Genomic DNA, 20,357 nt, shown 5'->3' with positions numbered 1-20,357 from the left:
CATGAAGAAGTACGCAATCGATGTCCGGTAAAATCACTGTTATTACGCTTGTAGTTAGGATGTAAAAAAATTGCGATCGCCCGAAGAACACTTTTTGCAACTAGAAATCATCATCCAACGCCACGCCGCAGCACTCGAAGCTGAAGTCAGAGCTTTGCAAGCCGCTGACGAAACCGCCCAGTGGCCCGCTGACTGGAAGCGTTGCTATAATTGGCGTTTCGCTAAAATTTTCGCTTCAGTGAAGATTTTTCGCAACTGGGGTGCAGATGCTGCGGGTTGGAAGCTTTTGCCTTCGCGAGTTTATCCCAACCGAGGCAATCAGAAAGATTAGTCTGTTGACAGTGGACAGTAGGGGCGGGTTTTACCCACAATCTCGGTCTAAGACCAATCATCTCGTAAACCCGCCCCCACCCAACAGTAAATCCCCATCTACCTCCAATTCTTCAATCTAAAATCTAAAATCTAAAATCTAAAATCGATTGATTGGGCGATGCTGAAGATGATAGCAGCCAAACCTGCTGCGATCGGAATTGTCACCAGCCAAGCCGAACCAATTGACAGCAAAGTTTGCAAGCGTACTGATTTCCAAGCTTTGATCAGCCCGACTCCGACGACTGCACCGACTAAAGCGTGGGATGTGGAAACTGGCAAACCGAAGCGGGATGCTAGCAAGACTGTGGTGGCTGTGGCTAATTCCGCGCAAAATCCGCCGCTGGGTTGGAGCTCGATGATCTTTTCGCCGACTGTGGCAATTACATTTTTACCCCAGATGGTTAAACCGATGACTATTCCTGCGCCTCCGAGGACTAAAATCCACAGGGGAACGCTGAAATCCTCTGAGGGAAAGGAACCTGTGCGCCGGATGTAGGCGATCGCAGCTAGGGGAGCAACTGCATTTCCTACGTCGTTGGAACCGTGGGAAAATGCTACAAAACAGGCGCTCAAGACTTGAAATCTCGCCATTTGTTGCTCGATGGGAGAGTGGGGGAGAGGGGGAGTGGGGGGGAGTGGGAGAGGGGGAGTGGGGGAGAGGGGGAGAGGGGGAGTGGGGGGGAGTGGGAGAGGGGGAGTGGGGGGGAGTGGGAGAGGGGGAGAGGGGGAGTGGGGGAGAGGGGGAGATTGGGAAAATATTCCCTCTTTCTTATTCCTTGCATCCGTTACATCCGTTACATCCGTTACAAAATCCGCTGCCGAACCTTCTTCCTTCTCAACGGATTCTAATTTTTTCCAGCTAGTCAGTGTGAGGACGATCGCCCCAATACTCCCGATGCCAATGACAATATCGTGAATGGGAAGATTCCAGCCAAATCGATCGTGTGCTAGGGCGATCGCCCCTGTCTGCACCAAAGCGACATTCACAACAGACGGCAGTACAATTATCCCAAATACGCTCAGCATTGCTGCACTCAGCCAAGGTATCCACTCGCGCATTTGAGATAGAGGATCTGGCCGATCGAGAATCGAATACTTCACGACACTGTAAAATAGTGCGGCTAAAGCACCGCTAGCAACAGGTGTCGCCACCCAAGTTAGCGAGATAGTGCCGATGGTTCGCCAATCAACTGCATTAATTCCGGCTGCAACACAGCTAAAACCCGCGATCGCGCCCACCACTGCATGGGATGAAGAAACTGGTAAACCTCGACTGGTAGCGATTTGCAGCCAGATCCCGCAAGCTATCAGCACTGACACCATCCCGATTAAAAATACTTGCGGTTTGGCCGCGAACACTTCTGCATTCACCACTCCTGTTGCGAGAGTTTCGGAAACTCCTTGCCCGAAGAGCACTGCACCGGAAAACTCCAGTATGCCTGCAACAATTATTGCCTGTCGCAGCGTTAGCGCCTTCGAGCCTACGGATGTCCCCATCGAGTTAGCGACATCGTTGGCCCCCAAGTTGGCGGCGACGTACAAGGCCAGTGCAGCCATTGCCCCCAGTTGCAGAAATACGACCTCAGAGCTATCTAACATAGAAATTTTTTGACATAAAACGGGCATTTCGATATATGATAAGGGATTGTGAGTTTTGGTAAATCCCATGAAAGGCGCAGAAATAATCCGTTCTATCGAAACGGCAGAAATAGATAGAGTCAAGCAAGAACTCAATAAACAAGTTCCCGAAATTTACGTCGGCGACACAGTGCGAGTCGGCGTGAAAATTAAAGAGGGTAACAAAGAACGGGTTCAGCCCTACGAAGGAACTGTGATTGCCATGCGCAACGGCGGGATTAATGAAACAATCACCGTCCGCCGCGTGTTTCAGGGCGTAGGAGTGGAACGGGTGTTTTTGATTCACTCGCCCCGCATCGCCACCATCCAAGTGATGCGCCGCGGGAAAGTCCGCAGAGCAAAACTTTACTACCTGCGCGATCGGGTGGGCAAAGCTACTCGCGTCAAACAGCGGTTCGATCGCTCCCTGTAGGAATGCACCCTGCTTTCTCTTGGTTCATGGTTCATGGGAAATTAAAAAATTTCAAAAAAAAAGTTTCCCATTTACGAGCGCACTGTGTTAAAATAGAAATCTAGAGGTTAAGCGAATTTCAGCAACCTCACCTGTGCGCTCTTAGTTCAGTTGGTAGAACGCAGGTCTCCAAAACCTGATGTCGGGGGTTCAAGTCCTCCAGGGCGCGCTGAATCACCAAACTTTAAATTCTGCCCGAAAGCGCCCGGACTATTGGCTGGCAACAGTCAAAACCGCAAACTTTCGGGTAGAATTAGTTTTTGTGGGCGGTTCGCAAAAAATGCCATCAACAAATGCTCGGTGTCGCTTCTAGATCGTCGGTTTCGGCGATCGGCTGTTACACAGTTGATAGGTTGGGCTTGTAAAAAAGTCGTGGCTTTAGATTTGAGATTTTGGACTTGAGCGTAAGTGGTTACTGTCAAAAAATCTGAGAGCCGCGGGCCACTCACACCATCTAAAATCTAAAATCTAAAATCGCAAGGGGGATTAAATAGTGGCGAAAAAAGACGAAGCTCAAGAAACTCAAGAAATAACGGCGCCTGGGTTTAACCCTGCGGGTTTTTTAAAGGAAACTAGAGAAGAACTCGACAAAGTGGTTTGGCCCAGCAGGCAGCAGCTAATCAGCGAGTCTTTGGCCGTGCTTTTGATGGTAATCCTCTCAGCAAGCCTGATCTATTTGGTGGATAACTTCTTTAACTGGGGCGCGGGAAAGGTGTTTGGGCCATGACTTTTGCATCAGAAGAATCTGAGTATTCCACAGAAGCGACTGGACAGGCAGCATCGCCAGATGTGCCGGAGATTGATGCTCGCTGGTATGCTGTTCAGGTTGCCTCGGGCTGCGAAAAGCGCGTGAAGGCAAACTTGCAGCAGCGGATTCAAACTTTGGATGTTGCCGATCGCATCGTTCAAGTCGAAATTCCGCAAACTCCGGCGATCAAAGTCGGCAAAGATGGTTCCAGGCGGCAGTCAGATGAAAAAATCTTTCCCGGCTACGTACTCATCCGTATGTTTATGGACGAGGATACGTGGCAGGTGATCAAGAATACCCCGAATGTAATTAATTTTGTCGGGGCCGAGCAGAAACGCCGCTACGGGCGCGGCAGGGGTCACGTCAAACCGCTACCTCTGAGTCATTCGGAAGTAGAACGGATCTTCAGAAACGCTCAGGAATCAGAACCAGTTGTCAAAGTATCGATGTCTGCTGGAGACCACGTTGTGGTACTTTCCGGGCCATTTAAGGATTTTGAAGGTGATGTGATTGAAGTTAGCCCGGAACGAAACAAGCTCAAAGTTTTACTCTCGATTTTTGGGCGCGATACGCCTGTAGAATTGGAGTTCAATCAGGTTCAGAAACAGAACTAACTAATGGCAAAGAAAGTTGTTGCAGTAATTAAGTTGGCGATTACGGCGGGAAAAGCCAACCCAGCTCCTCCGATCGGCCCAGCCCTGGGTCAGCACGGCGTCAATATTATGATGTTTTGCAAGGAGTACAATGCTAGAACCGCAGACCAAGCGGGTCTAGTGGTTCCGGTAGAAATTTCGGTTTTTGAAGACCGCAGTTTTACGTTTATTCTCAAAACCCCGCCGGCGTCGGTTTTGATTCAAAAAGCGGCTGGCATTGCTAAGGGTTCGGGAGAACCTAATCGCAAGCAAGTAGGGAAAATTACACAGGCTCAGTTACGAGAAATCGCTGAAATGAAAATGCCTGACCTCAATGCTAATGATGTTGAGGCTGCTATGAAAATTGTGGCAGGAACGGCTAAAAATATGGGCGTGGCGATCGCGGATTGAAGGAAGAAGGAACAAGGAAGAGTTTTCCTAGTCCAAGTTCCAAATTGCTAATCCAAAATTCCTGATTTTGAAGGTAAAATCTTCAATCCAAAATCCAAAATCCAAAATCCAAAATTGATCGATTCAGGGGGAGAAGCAAAGCTTCGCTAGGAATCGCAAATTTTTTAGATTTGAAATGACCAAAACGGCTCAATTCTAAAATCTAAAATCTAAAATCTAAAATCGACTAACCCCAAAAAACAACAATGGCAAAGAAAGTATCTCGAAGACTGCAAGAACTTCAAAAGAAAGTTGAAGATAGACCTTACCTACCGCTGGAAGCTCTGCAACTTTTGAAAGAAACAGCAACCGCTAAGTTTGGCGAATCTGCTGAAGCTCACATCCGTTTGGGAATTGACCCGAAATATACTGACCAACAGTTGCGGACAACAGTATCGCTACCAAAAGGAACTGGTCAAGTAGTCAGAATTGCGGTGATTGCTAAGGGCGAAAAAGTTAAAGAAGCTCTGAATGCCGGCGCGGATATTGCTGGTTCTGAAGAGTTGATCGATGAAATTCAGAAGGGCATGATGGACTTCGATTGCCTGATTGCTACCCCAGACGTGATGCCGTTGGTGGCAAAATTGGGTCGGTTGTTGGGCCCGCGCGGTTTGATGCCTTCTCCGAAAGGTGGGACGGTGACGACTGACATTGCTCAGGCGATCGGCGAGTTTAAAGGTGGTAAACTAGAATTCCGTGCCGATCGAACTGGCATCGTTCATGTTATGTTTGGCAAGGCAGCTTTCTCAGCGGAAGATTTGCTGGTCAACCTTCATGCTTTGCAAGAAACTGTTGACCGCAACCGTCCTTCTGGTGCTAAAGGTCGCTACTGGCGCAGTTTGTACGTATCGGCAACAATGGGCCCGTCGATCGAAGTCGATATCAATGCCCTGCGCGATACCAAAATTGATGCTGCCTAGAAAGAATTAAGCAGAAGGCAGAAGGTAAAAGACAGTTTCGGCTGTCTGTGTAAATCTCTCACAAGATTTGCTTCATAGCCTTGCTATGTCTGCCTTCTGGTGATAGCCTAATCAAAAATCAATAAGCTGAAGACCGCAGGTGCCGACCGCTTAATTTCCTGCCGAGGCTGAAGAAATAAAAACTCAAGACTCAAAGATTAGAAAATTTCTATTTTTTAATTCTGACTTGTTAATTTTTAATTCTCTGCCCCGGCTCGAAGGTCGGGGTTTTTGACGGGCAATTTTCTATCCTGAAAGGAGGTGAAATAAGTATGGGCAAAACTTTAGCAGTAAAAAATGAGATTATTGCAGACCTCAAGCAAACCTTGAGCGAATCTCAACTGGCGATCGTGATTGACTACACGGGCTTAACTGTTGCTGAAATCACAGATTTGCGTCGGCGTTTGCGTCCGAAAGGCAGCAGTTGCCAAGTGGCAAAAAACACGCTGATGCGAATTGCTGTTGAAGGCAACGAAACCTGGCAGCCGATACAGGAATTGCTGACGGGTACGTCGGCGTTTGTGTTCGTGCAAGAAGATATTGGCGGCGCGATTAAAGCTTACCAAGAATTCCAAAAAGTCTCTAAGAAGACAGAACTTCGCGGCGGCGTAATGGAAGGACGGGTGCTGAAAGAAGCTGATGTTAAAGCATTAGCCGATCTGCCGTCCAAAGAACAACTCATGGCTCAAATTGCTGGCGCTATCAACGGTGTCGCCACCAAGTTGGCTGTGGGTATCAATCAAGTTCCTACTTCGATCGCTCGCGGTCTTAAAGCTTATGCTGAAAAAGACGGCGATTCAGCAGAAGTAGCAGCAGAAGCACAACCAGAAGCAGAAGCAGAAGCAGTAGCAGAAAGCGCATCTGCATAAGTCATTAGTAATTAGTCATTAGTCCTCAGTCATTAGTATTTAGCAATAGATAGAAGGCTGGAGACGAAAAACTAATGATGAGTGAGCAAATCTCAAATCCCAAATCCCAAATCTACAATCGAACTAGGAGTTTAACGAATGTCTACTGCAACTGACGAAATCTTGGAAAAACTTAAGTCTCTGACTTTGCTCGAAGCTTCTGAATTGGTCAAGCAAATTGAAGAAGCTTTCGGCGTCAGCGCTGCTGCTCCTGTCGGCGGCATGATGATGATGGGCGGCCCTGCTGCGGCCGCTGCTGAACCCGTAGAAGAGCAAACCGAATTTACTGTCATGCTAGAAGAAGTTCCTGCTGACAAGAAAATCGCAATTCTGAAGGAAGTCCGCGCAATTACCGGTCTGGGCCTGAAGGAAGCAAAAGATTTGGTAGAAGCCGCACCGAAAGCAGTTAAGGAAGCTATTGCTAAGGAAGCTGCTGAAGAACTGAAGAAACAGCTTGAAGCTGTGGGCGCAAAGATTTCTATCAAGTAGTCACAGAATGTAGTCGGCAGGTTTCAACCTGTCGCTGATGAAACCTCAGTTTGCTTGTGCAGACTGAGGTTTTTTCGGTTAATTCGATCGACAAATGTGGCAGCGTGTAATTAACCTCTGATATCCTGTTCGCGTTAAAACCCATTTGATATCTAAAAAGATAGTAGAAAATTTGCCTGTCAACAGTCAGGCTCTAACGGCGGCGTGCGTCTTGTCCGAGCCACTACCTAACCCTCAACTCACTAATCCTGAGGCAGTGGCGGCTCTGGCAATGGTGATGGGTTTGTGTTTGCTGGTTGATAGTTTGCAACACTCACTCCGTCAGGCTTTGGAGCGGAATGTGGGATGTAACTGAGATGTTGCACCATTCTCAATAATCCTTTTACGAACAGGCAAGAATGGTGCAGGATGTGGGATGTAACTAACATCTTGCACCATTCTCAATAATCATTTTACGAACAGGCTTTCGGGCCTGTGAAGCGAGAAAATCTACTCTTCGCTTCACAGGCCCGAAAGCCTGTTAAGCAAGAACGGTGCAAGATGTGGGATGTAACGGATGTAACGGATTTAACAGAGGTCGGGAAGAGAGCAACGGATTTAAGAGATTTAATAGAGGTCGGGAAGAGGGAAGAAGCAAGAAGAAAATGATTTATAGGGAGTAAGGTGCGTGCAAGCGCGCACCCTACATATTATAGATTTTGGTGCAATTTTTGTGCTTATTTAACAATTAGCAGTTAGCAATTCGCCGTTGCTAATTTCTAATTGAAGATTCTCTTCTAGAAGCTGATTTTCCAGTACCATTGTGGTGCTGGCGTTTTTCTGAAAACCGATGCGCTCGTAGAAGCTTTGTTTGTAAGTTGTCATCAGGTAAACGCGCTCTACTCGGCACATTCGAGGGTGGCTTAAGACGGTTTGGACTAATTTGCGGCCGAGTCCTGCACCTTGGTAATCTGGATGAATGGCGACATCCCAGATGGTGGCTCGATAGATGCCGTCTGAAGTGGCCCTGGCAAAGCCGATCGCCCGCGAGCCGTCCCAAACTGTAACAACTGGTTCGCTGTTGGCGATCGCGATTTCCCAATCTTCTATCTTGCGTGCCCTCGCCCAAAAGGCGGCGGCTTTAAATAGTTCTTGGATCTGTGCGATGTCGGCGCGATCGCGACCTATACAAAATTGAATGTGACTGGAATCTCTAGTCGTTGATGTCATGCTCTGCAGTACCTTCAAGTTGTATCTAAACTGTGTTACTTTTACTGTCTTACAGGAGTGAAAGTTGATTTTGCTTGGGAACCATCAAGGATTGAATTCCCTATTTACAAAACTATTTTTATTGATACATATTATCTAACTAATTTCGGTGATTATTAATACTTTTTTGTGTTGATTTTGTAAAAAACTCTTTGAGTCAAAATTGCCAACTCATAACTCATACCATTTTAGATTTTAGATTTTAGATCGGAATCACTGATTTTGTATGGGTTTAGAGTTCGCTGATAGAGAAACCGGTTTTTTTGTAGTTACAGCCCACCGCCACGACAAAAAAGTCTTTTTCTGAGCGTCTTGATGCGTAAACGAGAGCTTCTGTGGTGTGAAAAGACTCAAAAATCATCTATCGAGAGAGGTATTGACTCCACGATAACACCGGAAGATTGTGCTGTGGAGTCAATTCTCTAATCTCAAATACTGAATCAGTTTTGCAACCAGCGGGCGGCGTCTTTGGCGTGATAAGTCAAAATCAAATCAGTACCAGCACGCTTGAATCCTGTCAATGTTTCCATCACTACTCTTTCTTCATCTATCCAACCGTTGAGGGCGGCGGCTTTGACCATCGCATATTCTCCAGAAACGTTGTAAGCAGCAACTGGCAGGTTAGTTGCTTCCTTCACGCGCCAGATGATGTCCATGTAAGCTAAAGCGGGTTTAACCATGAGCATATCTGCGCCTTCGGCAATGTCGAGAGCAATTTCTTTGAGTGCTTCCCGGCCGTTTCCCGGGTCCATTTGATAGGTGCGCCGATCGCCAAATTGCGGAGCAGAATCGGCCGCATCCCGGAACGGGCCATAATAAGCTGAGGCGTATTTTGCCGCGTAAGACATGATGGGAATATCTTCAAATCCAGCAGAGTCCAATCCTTCGCGAATTGCTCCGACAAAACCGTCCATCATTCCCGAAGGTGCGATAATATCTGCACCGGCTTTAGCTTGAGCAACTGCGGTTTTCTTCAGCAATTCTAGTGTCGGATCGTTCAAGACGCGGCCGCTTAAATCTCCGACTTCCAAATAGCCGCAGTGACCGTGACTGGTATATTCGCACAGACAAGTATCGACCATGACGATTAAATCCGGTACGGCTTTTTTAACTGCTTCCGTCGCTTTTTGGACGATGCCGCAGTCGTGCCAAGCACCTGTAGCGTCTGTGTCTTTATCTGCGGGAATGCCGAATAAAATAATCGCCGGAATGCCGAGGTCGTAGACTTCTTTTGCTTCTTCTACTATTTTGTCTACCGATAGCTGGTAAACTCCTGGCATCGATGTGACTTCTTTAGCAAAAGCTTCCCCCGGTACGGCAAATAGAGGGTAAATTAAATCGCTGGTTGTCAAGATATTTTCGCGTACCATCCGGCGGATTTGGGGATGGTTGCGGAGGCGGCGGGGGCGGTGAGTTGGAAACATAATGTTTTTTTTACGGTAGATAAAGCCCTGTTTTCTAGGACTCGCGGCGTTTCTTTAAAAGTCTAAAGCTTATTGTTGGCCGATCGCCCTGTACTTAAGTAAAGTTCTGTGAAAGTCTGGATGTCTGTTGTTCCCACTCAGGAAAGCCAGTCCTTTCTAGTCTTTCCTGTTCCCAGACCGAGCCCTAACGGTGCTGGGATCGGTTGGTACGGATATCTCGCTGGCTTCACACCTGCAACCAGGCTGCCCAGAAGCGAGGATAGACTGTAAATTATAAATGTATCGAATAGTAACGGTCTTATGTACAAGCAACTAATTTCAAAGATGAAACCCCTTTTGAAACCACTATTTGCGATCGGTCTGGTACTGACGCTAGCCCTCGGTAACGCTGACGGAGCTCTGGCGGCCCGCAGCGGAGGACGCATCGGGGGCGGATCTTTTAGAGCTCCGGCGCGCAGTTACTCGCCTCCCAGTCGCACTTACGCGCCGTCGGGAGGGGGTTACTACCCGGGTGGCGGCTTTGGGGGCGGCTTCGGCTTCCCGTTCTTGCTGCCGTTTTTTGGCTTTGGGGGCGGGTTTGGCGGCCTGTTCTCGATTTTGATTTTTATTTCGATCGCTAATTTTCTCGTCCAAAGCTTCCGCCGCGCCGGGGGAGGAACTGACGAACTCGGCAACAGCGCCCCCACTACCACCGTATCTGTCGCCCGCTTGCAAGTTGGTTTGCTAGCAGAGGCCCGCGGTTTGCAAGCCGAACTCGACTCCCTAGCGCGAAAAGCGGATACCGACACAGCGGCCGGTCGCGCTCAAGTGGTGCAAGAATCTACTCTGGCGCTGCTGCGGCATCCTGAATACTGGGTTTACGCGGGCGCTGAATCTGTGCAAACTCGCTTGGAAGCAGCCGAAGCTAAGTTTAATCAATTTTCTTTGGCAGAACGCAGTAAATTTACTGAAGAGACGCTCTCGAATTATAACAACCAGCTTCGGCAAGCAGGGAGCAGCAATATCCTGCCAGGTTTGCAGGAAAATGGGGCGCTGGTTGCCTCTGATTTGAATTCAGATCCCGGGGAATTTATTGTGGTGACGGTGATTGTCGGTACTCAAGGTAAACTGCAATTGCCAGCAGTGAAAAACTCTGAAGATTTGCGCCAAGCTTTGCGCCAGATTGGGGGAGTATCGAGCGAGCAGTTGCTGGCGGTTGAGGTGCTGTGGACTCCTCAAGCCAACGGGGACACTCTGACTGCTGACGATATGTTGGCGGGCTATCCTGATTTGCGATCGATTTAGCGAGCAAGACTGGGCGCGGAACAAGGTTTCCCGCGCCCGATCCCGTACCAAAGCTGTGCGGACGAACCCGATTGCTTTTGAGACGGGCATTTCGCAGGATTTTTTAGAGGCCGATCGACTAAAAAAAGATTGTTCAACAAATGCTAGTATTGAGAGATTATTATTCAGCGTGATTCATTTGCTATTGGCAAGACCGGCCCTAGAAGCGTTTTGCCAAGAAGTTAGGCAGGATAAAAAAACTGTATTGAGCGAGGAGTAACTGCTGCGGAAGAAGTTGCGACCGCGCCCCCTCTAAATTTTATATAAAAAAGAAGCGATCGGGAGCTAAACTTATGGCCGACAGCAGCAGAAAAAAAGCACTTTTCATTTTGAGCCAGTTAAATAATGACGATATCGACTGGATCGTCCAAAAAGGCAAAAAGGAAGTTCTAGATCCGGGCGCGATTTTGATCCACGAAGGGAGACAGATAGATGCGCTATACATTGTTTTGAAGGGAAGTTTGACCGTTTTGATCGAAGCTGAGCAGACTAAAGAACTTGCTAAAATAGCCAGCGGAGAACTGGTTGGAGAAGTTTCTTTCATTGATACTCGTCCTCCTTTGGCAACGGTGAAGGCGATCGCAGAAACTCACTTGCTGGCAATTCCTAGGCGGCAGTTAGTAACCAAACTTCAACACGATATGGGCTTTGCTTCCCGGTTTTATTATGGAATTTCACTCTGTCTGGCAGACCGGATGCGCGGTACGATCAGACATATAGAATACGGTCGCAATATTGAATTGGCTCAACCGGAGTTAGATCGGGAGGATATTAATCCGAACATCATGGAAAATTTGGCTCTAGCTGAGGCTAAGTTTAATTGGCTGAGGGAAAATGTTAGGGCTTGATTAATTTTAAGGCGATCGTTTTTGAGTGGGGAGTGAAAACTGGCCCATGGATACGGTAATTTATCTATGTAAAATCTTAAGTCTAAAAACAGAAGTCGAAAGCAAAATAGGGGCTGGTTTTACCGGAAATCTCGATCGAGAACTGCCGGATATAAAACCGCCCCCTTCGCTTTGCAGTTGCAGTCTCGCTCGCTGAAACGCAACTAGCAACCAGATAGCCTAGATAATTCCCGGCCCTTTAGTGCGGGTGTCTTCTTCATTTGTTAGTTTTCCTTCTTCGCCTTTTTTATCTTTGATTTCTGCGAGAATTCGAGCGCGTTCTTGGGCTTCGGCTTCCTCTTTTGCTCTCAAATCGCCCGGTTCGTTGACGTACATTTCCGGTTCGATCGCGTAATTGTTAACTAGACCTTCCTTGTCTACTGTATAACCATCTGTGGTGTGAATGCTTTGGTCATCGGTTTGGTCATCAGTTTTTGCACTTTTCTGCTTCCCTTCGGTGGTTGCGTGCATGAAGTTAGCGCCTTCCCGCTCTTGCCGCGCTGCTGTCTCCGCAGGAGTAATGCCCCTGTCGTAGTGGGGGGCTTCCATATTTGCTTCGATTTGTTCGTCGGTCGGTGTTGATTTGCTAACTTCTTCTTTGGGGGGTATTGGTTGGCGATTAGTCATGATTTATTCCTGGGTTATCTTTTCAAAAAGGTCTTTGGCTGATGTTTAAATATTAAGTGTAAGCTAACTCATTAACAAACTATCTTTGGTTATAGTTTGCGAGAAATTGCTGCGATCTCCAATACATTTAGTGAGTCTTCCTCAAGACAGATAAATTTCTCTTTTTATTGAAACTTTCACATTTTGCGACTTGCGGACATCTATCTAAAGAGAGATAATATCCTTTCAGGTCAATTATCTCTAATCAAGGGGTTTGCAGTGAGGACTTTGGTCTTCAGATTTTTATCAGGACTAAAGTCCTCACTACGAACCAATTTTACTGCGGTTATTTGACCGGAGATAACAGGACTTCAGGATTCTTTAAAGAAGCGGATGATTTCGCGAACGTGGTTGAGAAATTGTCCGTCATCGGTGAGTTGAGCGATCGCACTTTCTGCATTTCTTGCCAGTGCAGTGTGTTCGGCCTGATTTGTCGATCGGAAATTTTCCAGAGATGCTGCTAGTCGAGTTAATTCTCTTCTAGTCGCTTCCTGCTGCCGCTCTTGTACAGCTACCCAAGAATTCGGATCGTTAGAATTGAATCTAGCTTCCAAATTTTTAAGGGTAGATTCTAAGTTGGCGAAACGGGTGCGGAGTTCGAGAATATCTTCGCGGGGATGCAAAAATTGACTGCGAATCATTGTCAGCCGCGCCGCTAAATACTGATAACCTCTAATCGCGGGGCGCAGTATAGTTAACAGCAGCGCTGCACCGGAACTCAGATAGCCAACAGCGCTAATTCCGGCGGCTGCTAGGGCGTAAAGTGCGATCGCGCTCAAGAGGTGAAGTCCGAGAGCAACCCACAAGGAACGGCTAGCTAATAAATTAACATATTTGACTTGTTTCTCGTCTACTGCAATCCCTTTTGCTGTTGATTCGGCGGCTTGCGCTAAAACTTCTTTAGCTTCAAAATGGATATTCCAGGGAACTGTAACTATCAACAACAGCCATTCAAAACTAGCAATGGCAATTACCCAATCGATAAAGCTGCCGGCGGGAATGTGCAGCCATTGCAGAATGGCAAAAACTAGCAGCAAAAATATAGCTGTGACGGCACCAAAACCTGCGAAAGTGTAATACATGGCGATCGCCCTTGCGAAATGTTGTTTTGATTGTGTGTGCGTTCCCAGGGTTAGGTGAAAAGGATGTGACAGTTACGAAAGCTTCATATTAAACTGGATTTGCAGCCGCTGCGATCGCCCTGTTGGTATGTAAAAATAATGTGACAGTTGAAAAAGTTTCATATTCAACTAAGATGACTCGCCTGTTAAATTCTAACTTCTGCACATCCCAAAAAGGGTAAAAATAGAGTTGTCAGGGGTTCAACTTGAGAAATAGTGAGTAGGTGAATTTGAAATTTAGGTGCGCTAATGGCTTTGCACAGCAGCAGAAACACCTGCGGCTGAGATAAACTGATTGGGAGGTTGAGCGCGCGTGCTGTCAGTTGCTTCCATTTGAGATGTTGCACCATTCTCAATAAGCTTTTTACGGGCGGCGTCAAAGCAACGGCCCACAAGAAAATTCAGTCTTCGCTTCACGGGCCGTCGGGCTTTTTAAGCGAGAATGGTGCAAGATGTGAGTTCCATGCAACCTTGAAGCCACTACTGCAACCTGTCAACAGCTAGAGCAAAATACATCCAATTTAAGCGTAGCCTGTCCGATATTCATTAACTGCGCGTCTACAATCTAAAATCAACAGTCAGCAGCAAGGACAAACCAATGGCAAACTCAACTCTTGGCTTAGAAAATCAACTTTACGATTATCTGTTATCTATTTCTCTGCGGGAGCCAGATCTTCTCCAGAAACTGCGAGAAGAAACCGCTAAACACCCTATGGGTATGATGCAAATAGCTCCCGAACAAGGTCAGTTTATGGAGATGCTGGTGCAGCTTATGGGAGCGACCAAAACCTTAGAAATTGGGGTTTTTACTGGTTATAGCTCGCTGTGCGTAGCTTTGGCGCTGCCTTCAAACGGTCAGATTATTGCTTGCGATGTCAGCGAGGAATATACTGCGATCGCACGACGGTATTGGGAAGCTGCGGGTGTCGCCAATAAGATTTCTTTGCAGTTGGGTCCCGCAATAAATACTCTCGACAAACTAATAGCCGAGGGACAAGCTGGAACCTTTGATTTTGCCTTCATCGACGCTGATAAAGAAAATTATGAGGCTTATTTTGAGCGATCGCTGCAACTTGTACGCAATGGCGGTTTAATTGTAATTGACAACGTTCTGTGGTCTGGACGAGTTGCTGACCCTCAAGTACAAGACGAAAGCACCCTCGCCATTCGTACTTTTAACGACAAATTGCGCAACGATCCCAGAGTTACTCTCAGTGTTGTCCCCATTGCTGACGGGCTGACTTTGGCATTGAAACGCCGCTGGGCTACTATGATGGAACCGGAACAGGATAATTAAAGAGTTGTTTGCGGTTTGCGGTTCATTTTAAATTGCCACAAACTGCTAATTATTCAAGAAGATACCAGTCAGTTTTATACAGCGTATTCCAGGTTTGTGAAGTGTAGGGACACGGCAGTGCCGTGTCCCTACGGGCAGCTAACTATAGGCGGGTGTACTTGATAAATGTGGAATCTGCTGTATATAGAGTAAGGTGCGGATTGCGCACCCTTGCAACTCAAAACTATAGAGTAAGGTGCGCATTGCGCACCCTACAGAATAATGTATTTTTTAGTTAATCAGAGGCGCAAATGCTGGGTTCAAATTTACAGGTTAAAATACCGATTCACGAAACTTTTCAGTGTACTGTTCAAGGCGAAGGTTACTGGACGGGGACTTTAGTTGATTTTATCAGATTGGCCGGTTGCCCTGTGCGGTGTCCTTGGTGCGACACCGGTTATGCCAATGGCGGCAAAGGTTTGCCGTCTGTACCGCAGTCGATCGCACAATTGCTCGCTCAATTGCAGTCTCCGAGAGTGGTAATTACTGGCGGCGAACCTTTCATTCACCAGAATTTGCCTGAGTTAGTTGAAGCTTTGTTAGAAGCTGACAAGCAGGTGAGTATTGAAACTTCCGGCGCTTGCTGGCTGGATGTTTCCCCGCAGGCTTGGATTACTCTTTCTCCTAAGGAACACGTCAATCCTAAATATCCGGTGCAAGAGATTTTTTGGACTAGAGCTAATGAGATTAAGCTCGTGGTTAGCACTGGCGAAGAAGTTAAATTTTATCACAAGCATTTGGCAAGTAATGTGAATATTCCGGTTTTTTTGCAACCTGAATGGAACTCACAAAAATCAGCAATTCCCATTATATTGGAATTGCTCAAACAAAAGCCTAGTTACAAGTTATCTTTGCAAACTCACAAGTTTATTGGTGTGCAATAATTTGATAATTTTGACACAGATAGCAGCCGATGGGTGGAGCGAAGCAAAGAAATTACATCACCTTACTATTCGTATAAGTATGTGCTAAAATTAAAGAAGTAATTTATTGTATTATGAAAGTTATGCAAGCAGCTACTGAAAATCAAATGGGAAAAGTTATCACAACCCTAGTAATTACGAATCGAATCGATGAAGCTAAAGCAGAAGATGGTCTGCTACCAATGGAGCAAGTCAGGTCTGTTACTCTAGAAAATGTTTTGGTGGATACGGGCGCGACTACTTTGTGTTTGCCTAAAGATGTCCTCGCCAGACTGGGTTTGAAAATTCTCAAGCAAGTGGTTGTGGAAACAGCCACGGGTATTAGTGAGGCGAGGATTTTTCAAGATGCCAAGATTTCTCTGTGCGGACGCGAAGGGACTTTTGAGTGTTTGGAATTGCCAGAGGGGAAAACGCCACTTTTAGGCGTGATTCCGATGGAAGCCTTGGGAATTGAAATTGATTTGAAAAATCAAAAATTGAAGGTTTTGCCCGACGGGCCGACGGAAACCTATTGGACAATTCTTTGATATTCTTGAGTTTGGATGCCAGCTATTCCAAAGGCAGCGCTAAGATGGTTAAGCACTGTTTTGCACTACTCTCATGTCCCAACGCGCCGAAACCTCAAACAGCCAGCCAAGTGCATCCCGCAACGGGCATAATGTGACGAATTCTCACTCTAACAACCAAAATACGATTCGGGTTCGCGGTGCGAGACAGCACAACCTGAAAAATATCGATCTGGAACTGCCGCGCGATCGACTGATCGTTTTTACTGGTGTCTCCGGTTCTGGCAAGTCTTCCCTCGCTTTCGATACAATTTTTGCCGAGGGACAGCGCCGCTACGTCGAGTCTCTCAGCGCCTACGCGCGCCAGTTTTTGGGACAGTTGGACAAACCAGATGTGGACGCGATCGAGGGGTTGAGTCCGGCTATTTCGATCGACCAAAAGTCAACTTCTCATAACCCGCGATCGACTGTCGGCACTGTTACAGAAATTTACGATTATCTCAGATTGCTGTACGGCAGGGCCGGCGAACCGCACTGTCCGATTTGCGATCGCTGCATTGCGCCGCAGACAATTGATGAAATGTGCGATCGAGTTATGGCACTTCCCGACGGCACTCGCTTTCACCTTCTGGCACCAGTTGTGCGCGGAAAAAAAGGCACTCACCGCAAATTATTGTCGAGTATAGCTGCGGAAGGATTTATTCGCGTCAAAGTTAACGGAGAAATTTTAGAACTGTCGGAAAATATCGAATTAGATAAAAATCATACGCACAATATCGAGATAGTTGTCGATCGGTTAATTAAAAAACCCGGTTTAGAAGAACGTTTAGTTGATTCTCTGGCAACTTGTTTGCGCCATTCTGAGGGAATTGCGATAATTGAAGAGTTACCGACTGATGAAAATTCCCAACCACAGGGGCCGATCGTATTTTCCGAAAACTTTGCTTGTCCCGAACACGGCGCAGTAATGGAGGAACTTTCACCCAGGTTATTTTCGTTTAACTCGCCTTACGGCGCGTGCCAAAACTGCCACGGTTTGGGGAGTTTGCGGACTTTTGCGCCGGAGTTGGTAATTCCCGACGAGAAAGCGCCTCTTTATTGTGCGATCGCGCCTTGGTCGGACAAAGACAATTCTTATTATCTTTCTTTGCTTTGCAGTATTGCTGATACTTGCGGGTTTGATATCGACACTCCTTGGTATCGATTAAAGCCCGAACACCAGCGGGTGATTTTGTACGGCAATGAGTCCAAGGGTACTTCCGAAAGTAAGAAGCGAGACGGCAACACCGCCGATTTGAGAAGAGATTTTAAGGGCGTAATTTCCATGTTGCAGCGCCAGTACGACGATACTGGTTCCGATCTGATCAAGCAGAAGTTGGAACAGTATCGGGTCGATCGCTCTTGCGAGGTTTGTCACGGCAAACGCTTGAAACCCGAGGCGCTTTCGGTGCGGTTGGGACAGTACGGAATTGTGGATTTAACGAGTATTTCGATTCGCGAATGTCGCGAACGAGTAAATAATTTGGGATTGAGCGATCGGCAATTCCAAATATCCGATTTAGCCCTGAGAGAAATCAAAGCAAGGCTGCAATTTTTACTCGATGTCGGGTTAGATTACCTGACTTTAGACCGCGCAGCAATGACACTTTCTGGCGGAGAAGCCCAGCGAATTCGGCTGGCAACTCAAATCGGTTCTGGTTTGACGGGCGTGCTCTACGTTTTGGACGAACCCAGCATCGGTTTGCACCAAAGAGACAATTTTCGCCTGCTGCAAACCTTAACAAAATTGCGCGATTTAGGCAATACTTTGATTGTCGTAGAACACGATGAAGAAACCATGCGAGCGGCCGACCATATTGTCGATATCGGGCCCGGTGCCGGCGTTCACGGTGGCAAAATTATATCGCAAGGAAGTTTAGAAAATTTGCTAACGGCAGAGGAATCTTTGACTGGTGCTTATTTGTCGGGAAAGCGAGTAATTGAAACCCCTAATGAAAGGAGAAAAGGCAACGGCAAAGCTCTTTCAATCACAAATGCGAGGCGCAACAATTTAAAAAATATTGATGTGGAAATTCCGCTGGGAAAACTCGTCTGCGTGACGGGGGTTTCCGGTTCGGGAAAATCAACTTTAATCAATGAATTGCTGTACCCGTCGCTGCAACACTATATCACCAAAAAAGTGCCTTTACCGCCCGACATGGACGCCCTCAAAACTAAAGGGGAACGCTCTCTAGAGGATGTGGTTGATAAGGTAATTGTCATCGACCAATCTCCCATCGGTCGTACCCCGCGCTCTAATCCCGCTACTTACACGGGAGTCTTTGATGTGATTCGCGATTTGTTTGCCGAAAGCATTGAAGCGAAGGCAAGAGGTTACAAAGCGGGGCAGTTTTCTTTTAACGTGAAAGGGGGAAGGTGCGAAGCTTGCGGCGGCCAAGGCGTGAACGTGATTTCGATGAATTTTCTGCCGGATGTTTACGTGCAGTGTGAGGTTTGCAAAGGTGCACGGTACAACCGGGAAACGCTGCAAGTGAAGTACAAAGGCAAGTCGATTTCTGATGTTTTGAACATGACTGTCGAGGAATCTTTGGAGATGTTTAAAAATATTCCCAGGGCGGGCGCCAGACTGCAAACTTTGGTTGATGTTGGTTTGGGTTACATTCAGTTGGGACAGCCGGCGCCGACGCTTTCTGGGGGGGAAGCGCAGCGGGTAAAATTGGCAACGGAACTGTCGCGCCGCGCTACTGGGAAGACGCTTTATTTGATCGATGAACCGACGACTGGTTTGTCGTTTTACGACGTTCACCATTTGTTAAATGTGCTGCAAAGATTGGTGGATAAGGGTAATTCAATTTTGGTAATCGAACACAATTTAGATGTGATTCGGTGCAGCGATTGGGCGATCGATTTGGGGCCGGAAGGGGGAGATAAGGGCGGCGAGATTATTGTGGCGGGAACGCCGGAGGATGTGGCGGAAAATCCGAGGTCTTATACTGGGAAGTATTTGCAAGCTGTTTTGCAGCAGCATCCTTTAGGGGAGGCTGTAGCTGTTAGTTAATAGTAACAACGGTTACGCAATTATCACAATTAGTCAGGTGCGTCAGATATTTAAACCTTCAATAATCGTTTAAGAAACTCACCTGACGCACCCTACAATTAAAATACTCGAAGGGTGAAGCCCCAAAAAAAGTAATCAAGCATCAAGATAGCTTATTAATAAATTACAAATCTCTTCCGTTAATGGTATTTTTGTTTCTATTTCTAGCCAAAGGTATTGACCAAAAGGATTGTTTTCTAAAAATACATATTCATTGTTGGGAGTCACAATAAAATCCATCGCCCCATATAATAGTTTTTGCTCCTCCAAAAATTTGATGCAGAATTTTTCTATTTTTGCCGGTAGTTCAAAGATAGAATGTGGATTAATTTGAGTATGGAGCCGCCAATCAATTTTGGTCTCTTCATGGGCTTGTGAATCAATTTTAACGGCAAATACCTTTTTGCCAATAGTTGTAATCCTTAATTCAAAAGCTTTTTCGATATATTCTTGCAATTGAGTCGGTGACAAAGAAATGTTTTGATAGAACTTATAAAAATCATCTTTGCCAATCTTTCTTGAGGGGATTCCTTGATCGAGCCCATCGATGGTAACATTTCCAGTATAAATGGTTTTAACTAAAATCTCTTCTCCGCACTCTATAAAAAACTCTTTCGCTGTTTCTGGTTGGGTGGTTATCAGTGTTTTGGGGATTTTAATCCCGTATTTATTAGCCAGTAAAAGTTGTTGAAATTTTACTTTCGCTTTATTGGCGATAAATGGATCGTTTATCCATCTTATGCTGGGTATAGAATATAGTATATTGATAAAAGCTTTTGTTTCTGAAGCGATAAACTGTTCCTCTGTAGATCGATCAATTTTTCCAAAAAAATCAAAGTCAGGTTTTCTCAACCAGGCTACTTTTAGTTGATCTAAGTTTAAGATTCTCCCGAGTTCGTCAGTAATCTGTCCCGTCCATAACCCATTTTTATCAATATGAAGATTTATCTTATATTTTGTCAGTAAATCTTCTGAGTTCAACCTAAAAACTTCAATCCCTTTTTTATATAGGTTTCTAATAACTTCATCACTGTGGACATCCTGCTTATTCGTAAAAATTAAGAGCATATTTAATTTCTCACATCGTTTTTGGGAAATAAATCAGGTTTGGTGGTCAATTGATATTGATGGTTTACATCAGGCTTTCTCTACTGACAATCCCTAACACTTTAAAGGGGT

21 protein-coding genes, 1 tRNA gene and 1 other annotated feature are annotated in these 20,357 nt (G+C 46.3%); of the genes, 16 read left to right on the top strand and 6 right to left on the bottom strand.

Going from position 1 to position 20,357, the window contains the following annotated elements:
• Positions 1-70 precede the first annotated feature (70 nt).
• Positions 71-331, top strand: a complete 261-nt coding sequence (locus QUA99_RS03870) for a hypothetical protein (RefSeq protein ID WP_333234831.1) — start codon at positions 71-73, stop codon at positions 329-331.
• Between the two features lie 131 nt (positions 332-462).
• On the opposite strand, the gene QUA99_RS03865 is transcribed toward QUA99_RS03870, so the two are convergent.
• Positions 463-1,998 (bottom strand): inorganic phosphate transporter, encoded by a 1,536-nt coding sequence (locus QUA99_RS03865; protein WP_445250975.1) that lies wholly within the window; start codon positions 1,996-1,998, stop codon positions 463-465.
• Between the two features lie 40 nt (positions 1,999-2,038).
• Between QUA99_RS03865 and rplS the strand changes: the two genes are divergently transcribed.
• The 9 genes from rplS to QUA99_RS03820 all read left to right on the top strand — a co-directional run bounded on the left by rplS (position 2,039) and on the right by QUA99_RS03820 (position 7,002).
• A complete protein-coding gene (gene rplS / locus QUA99_RS03860; RefSeq protein ID WP_333234829.1) occupies positions 2,039-2,422 on the top strand; it encodes a 50S ribosomal protein L19 in 384 nt (127 codons plus the stop codon).
• Positions 2,423-2,557: 135 nt separating this feature from the next.
• Positions 2,558-2,630, top strand: a tRNA-Trp gene (locus QUA99_RS03855).
• A 324-nt stretch (positions 2,631-2,954) separates the two neighbouring features.
• On the top strand, positions 2,955-3,188 hold the full coding sequence (secE, locus tag QUA99_RS03850) for a preprotein translocase subunit SecE (RefSeq protein WP_333234828.1): 234 nt from the start codon (positions 2,955-2,957) through the stop codon (positions 3,186-3,188).
• Entirely contained in the window at positions 3,185-3,823 is a 639-nt protein-coding gene (nusG, locus tag QUA99_RS03845; protein WP_332953948.1) for a transcription termination/antitermination protein NusG, read from the top strand. The genes secE and nusG overlap by 4 nt, the downstream gene beginning before the upstream one ends.
• Positions 3,824-3,826: 3 nt before the next feature.
• Positions 3,827-4,252 (top strand): 50S ribosomal protein L11, encoded by a 426-nt coding sequence (gene rplK / locus QUA99_RS03840; RefSeq protein ID WP_333234827.1) that lies wholly within the window; start codon positions 3,827-3,829, stop codon positions 4,250-4,252.
• Positions 4,253-4,497: 245 nt separating this feature from the next.
• On the top strand, positions 4,498-5,211 hold the full coding sequence (gene rplA, locus QUA99_RS03835; RefSeq protein ID WP_333234826.1) for a 50S ribosomal protein L1: 714 nt from the start codon (positions 4,498-4,500) through the stop codon (positions 5,209-5,211).
• A gap of 108 nt (positions 5,212-5,319) precedes the next feature.
• Positions 5,320-5,493: a sequence feature (ribosomal protein L10 leader region), on the top strand.
• Between the two features lie 29 nt (positions 5,494-5,522).
• Positions 5,523-6,119 (top strand): 50S ribosomal protein L10, encoded by a 597-nt coding sequence (gene rplJ / locus QUA99_RS03830; RefSeq protein WP_333234825.1) that lies wholly within the window; start codon positions 5,523-5,525, stop codon positions 6,117-6,119.
• Positions 6,120-6,257: 138 nt separating this feature from the next.
• Positions 6,258-6,647, top strand: a complete 390-nt coding sequence (gene rplL / locus QUA99_RS03825; RefSeq protein ID WP_333234824.1) for a 50S ribosomal protein L7/L12 — start codon at positions 6,258-6,260, stop codon at positions 6,645-6,647.
• Positions 6,648-6,792: 145 nt separating this feature from the next.
• Positions 6,793-7,002 (top strand): hypothetical protein, encoded by a 210-nt coding sequence (locus QUA99_RS03820; RefSeq protein WP_333234891.1) that lies wholly within the window; start codon positions 6,793-6,795, stop codon positions 7,000-7,002.
• Positions 7,003-7,367: 365 nt separating this feature from the next.
• On the opposite strand, the gene QUA99_RS03815 is transcribed toward QUA99_RS03820, so the two are convergent.
• Positions 7,368-7,856 carry a GNAT family N-acetyltransferase gene (locus tag QUA99_RS03815; protein ID WP_333234823.1) on the bottom strand — a complete coding sequence of 163 codons (489 nt, stop codon included), beginning with the start codon at positions 7,854-7,856 and terminating at the stop codon, positions 7,368-7,370.
• Positions 7,857-8,335: 479 nt separating this feature from the next.
• Positions 8,336-9,319 (bottom strand): porphobilinogen synthase, encoded by a 984-nt coding sequence (gene hemB / locus QUA99_RS03810; protein ID WP_333234822.1) that lies wholly within the window; start codon positions 9,317-9,319, stop codon positions 8,336-8,338.
• 300 nt (positions 9,320-9,619) lie between these two features.
• Here hemB and QUA99_RS03805 point away from each other — a divergent pair, with 300 nt between their 5' ends.
• Positions 9,620-10,603: a DUF1517 domain-containing protein gene (locus QUA99_RS03805; protein ID WP_333234821.1), complete on the top strand. Its 984-nt coding sequence runs from the start codon at positions 9,620-9,622 to the stop codon at positions 10,601-10,603.
• Between the two features lie 332 nt (positions 10,604-10,935).
• Positions 10,936-11,490 (top strand): cyclic nucleotide-binding domain-containing protein, encoded by a 555-nt coding sequence (locus QUA99_RS03800; protein WP_333234820.1) that lies wholly within the window; start codon positions 10,936-10,938, stop codon positions 11,488-11,490.
• A 219-nt stretch (positions 11,491-11,709) separates the two neighbouring features.
• Here the strand turns inward: QUA99_RS03800 and QUA99_RS03795 are convergent, their stop codons facing one another.
• Together QUA99_RS03795 and QUA99_RS03790 are read right to left on the bottom strand one after the other, a co-directional pair.
• The gene (locus QUA99_RS03795) at positions 11,710-12,156 is read right to left on the bottom strand and encodes a hypothetical protein (protein ID WP_333234819.1); all 447 of its coding nucleotides are present in this window, start codon (positions 12,154-12,156) and stop codon (positions 11,710-11,712) included.
• A gap of 350 nt (positions 12,157-12,506) precedes the next feature.
• On the bottom strand, positions 12,507-13,277 hold the full coding sequence (locus QUA99_RS03790) for a hypothetical protein (RefSeq protein WP_333234818.1): 771 nt from the start codon (positions 13,275-13,277) through the stop codon (positions 12,507-12,509).
• Between the two features lie 637 nt (positions 13,278-13,914).
• Here QUA99_RS03790 and QUA99_RS03785 point away from each other — a divergent pair.
• The 4 genes from QUA99_RS03785 (at position 13,915) to uvrA (ending at position 19,139) form a co-directional block, all read left to right on the top strand.
• Positions 13,915-14,613, top strand: a complete 699-nt coding sequence (locus tag QUA99_RS03785; RefSeq protein WP_333234816.1) for a class I SAM-dependent methyltransferase — start codon at positions 13,915-13,917, stop codon at positions 14,611-14,613.
• Between the two features lie 290 nt (positions 14,614-14,903).
• Positions 14,904-15,536 (top strand): 7-carboxy-7-deazaguanine synthase QueE, encoded by a 633-nt coding sequence (locus QUA99_RS03780; protein WP_333234815.1) that lies wholly within the window; start codon positions 14,904-14,906, stop codon positions 15,534-15,536.
• Between the two features lie 122 nt (positions 15,537-15,658).
• Complete coding sequence (locus tag QUA99_RS03775; RefSeq protein WP_333234889.1) at positions 15,659-16,102, top strand: retroviral-like aspartic protease family protein; 444 nt, start codon at positions 15,659-15,661, stop codon at positions 16,100-16,102.
• A gap of 73 nt (positions 16,103-16,175) precedes the next feature.
• Entirely contained in the window at positions 16,176-19,139 is a 2,964-nt protein-coding gene (gene uvrA / locus QUA99_RS03770; RefSeq protein WP_333234814.1) for an excinuclease ABC subunit UvrA, read from the top strand.
• 135 nt (positions 19,140-19,274) lie between these two features.
• Here the strand turns inward: uvrA and QUA99_RS03765 are convergent, their stop codons facing one another.
• Positions 19,275-20,246 (bottom strand): MvdC/MvdD family ATP grasp protein, encoded by a 972-nt coding sequence (locus QUA99_RS03765; RefSeq protein ID WP_333234813.1) that lies wholly within the window; start codon positions 20,244-20,246, stop codon positions 19,275-19,277.
• Positions 20,247-20,357 lie beyond the last annotated feature (111 nt).

It is taken from the genome of Microcoleus sp. F10-B2 (assembly GCF_036704965.1).
Taxonomy (GTDB): Bacteria; Cyanobacteriota; Cyanobacteriia; order Cyanobacteriales; family Microcoleaceae; genus Microcoleus.
The sequence above is the reverse complement of the archived record's forward strand: the minus strand, read 5'-3'. Positions and strand labels throughout refer to the sequence as shown.

Bases quoted from the DNA above. Each gene is read 5' to 3' on its own strand.
- QUA99_RS03795 (WP_333234819.1), bottom strand. From the start codon at position 12,156: ATGACTAATCGCCAACCAATACCCCCCAAAGAAGAAGTTAGCAAATCA.
- QUA99_RS03775 (WP_333234889.1), top strand. From the start codon at position 15,659: ATGCAAGCAGCTACTGAAAATCAAATGGGAAAAGTTATCACAACCCTA.
- rplJ (WP_333234825.1), top strand. From the start codon at position 5,523: ATGGGCAAAACTTTAGCAGTAAAAAATGAGATTATTGCAGACCTCAAG.
- QUA99_RS03805 (WP_333234821.1), top strand. From the start codon at position 9,620: ATGTACAAGCAACTAATTTCAAAGATGAAACCCCTTTTGAAACCACTA.
- uvrA (WP_333234814.1), top strand. From the start codon at position 16,176: ATGTCCCAACGCGCCGAAACCTCAAACAGCCAGCCAAGTGCATCCCGC.
- nusG (WP_332953948.1), top strand. From the start codon at position 3,185: ATGACTTTTGCATCAGAAGAATCTGAGTATTCCACAGAAGCGACTGGA.
- QUA99_RS03765 (WP_333234813.1), bottom strand. From the start codon at position 20,246: ATGCTCTTAATTTTTACGAATAAGCAGGATGTCCACAGTGATGAAGTT.
- QUA99_RS03780 (WP_333234815.1), top strand. From the start codon at position 14,904: ATGCTGGGTTCAAATTTACAGGTTAAAATACCGATTCACGAAACTTTT.
- QUA99_RS03865 (WP_445250975.1), bottom strand. From the start codon at position 1,998: ATGCCCGTTTTATGTCAAAAAATTTCTATGTTAGATAGCTCTGAGGTC.
- rplS (WP_333234829.1), top strand. From the start codon at position 2,039: ATGAAAGGCGCAGAAATAATCCGTTCTATCGAAACGGCAGAAATAGAT.
- QUA99_RS03815 (WP_333234823.1), bottom strand. From the start codon at position 7,856: ATGACATCAACGACTAGAGATTCCAGTCACATTCAATTTTGTATAGGT.
- QUA99_RS03800 (WP_333234820.1), top strand. From the start codon at position 10,936: ATGGCCGACAGCAGCAGAAAAAAAGCACTTTTCATTTTGAGCCAGTTA.
- rplK (WP_333234827.1), top strand. From the start codon at position 3,827: ATGGCAAAGAAAGTTGTTGCAGTAATTAAGTTGGCGATTACGGCGGGA.
- QUA99_RS03785 (WP_333234816.1), top strand. From the start codon at position 13,915: ATGGCAAACTCAACTCTTGGCTTAGAAAATCAACTTTACGATTATCTG.
- hemB (WP_333234822.1), bottom strand. From the start codon at position 9,319: ATGTTTCCAACTCACCGCCCCCGCCGCCTCCGCAACCATCCCCAAATC.
- QUA99_RS03790 (WP_333234818.1), bottom strand. From the start codon at position 13,277: ATGTATTACACTTTCGCAGGTTTTGGTGCCGTCACAGCTATATTTTTG.
- rplA (WP_333234826.1), top strand. From the start codon at position 4,498: ATGGCAAAGAAAGTATCTCGAAGACTGCAAGAACTTCAAAAGAAAGTT.
- rplL (WP_333234824.1), top strand. From the start codon at position 6,258: ATGTCTACTGCAACTGACGAAATCTTGGAAAAACTTAAGTCTCTGACT.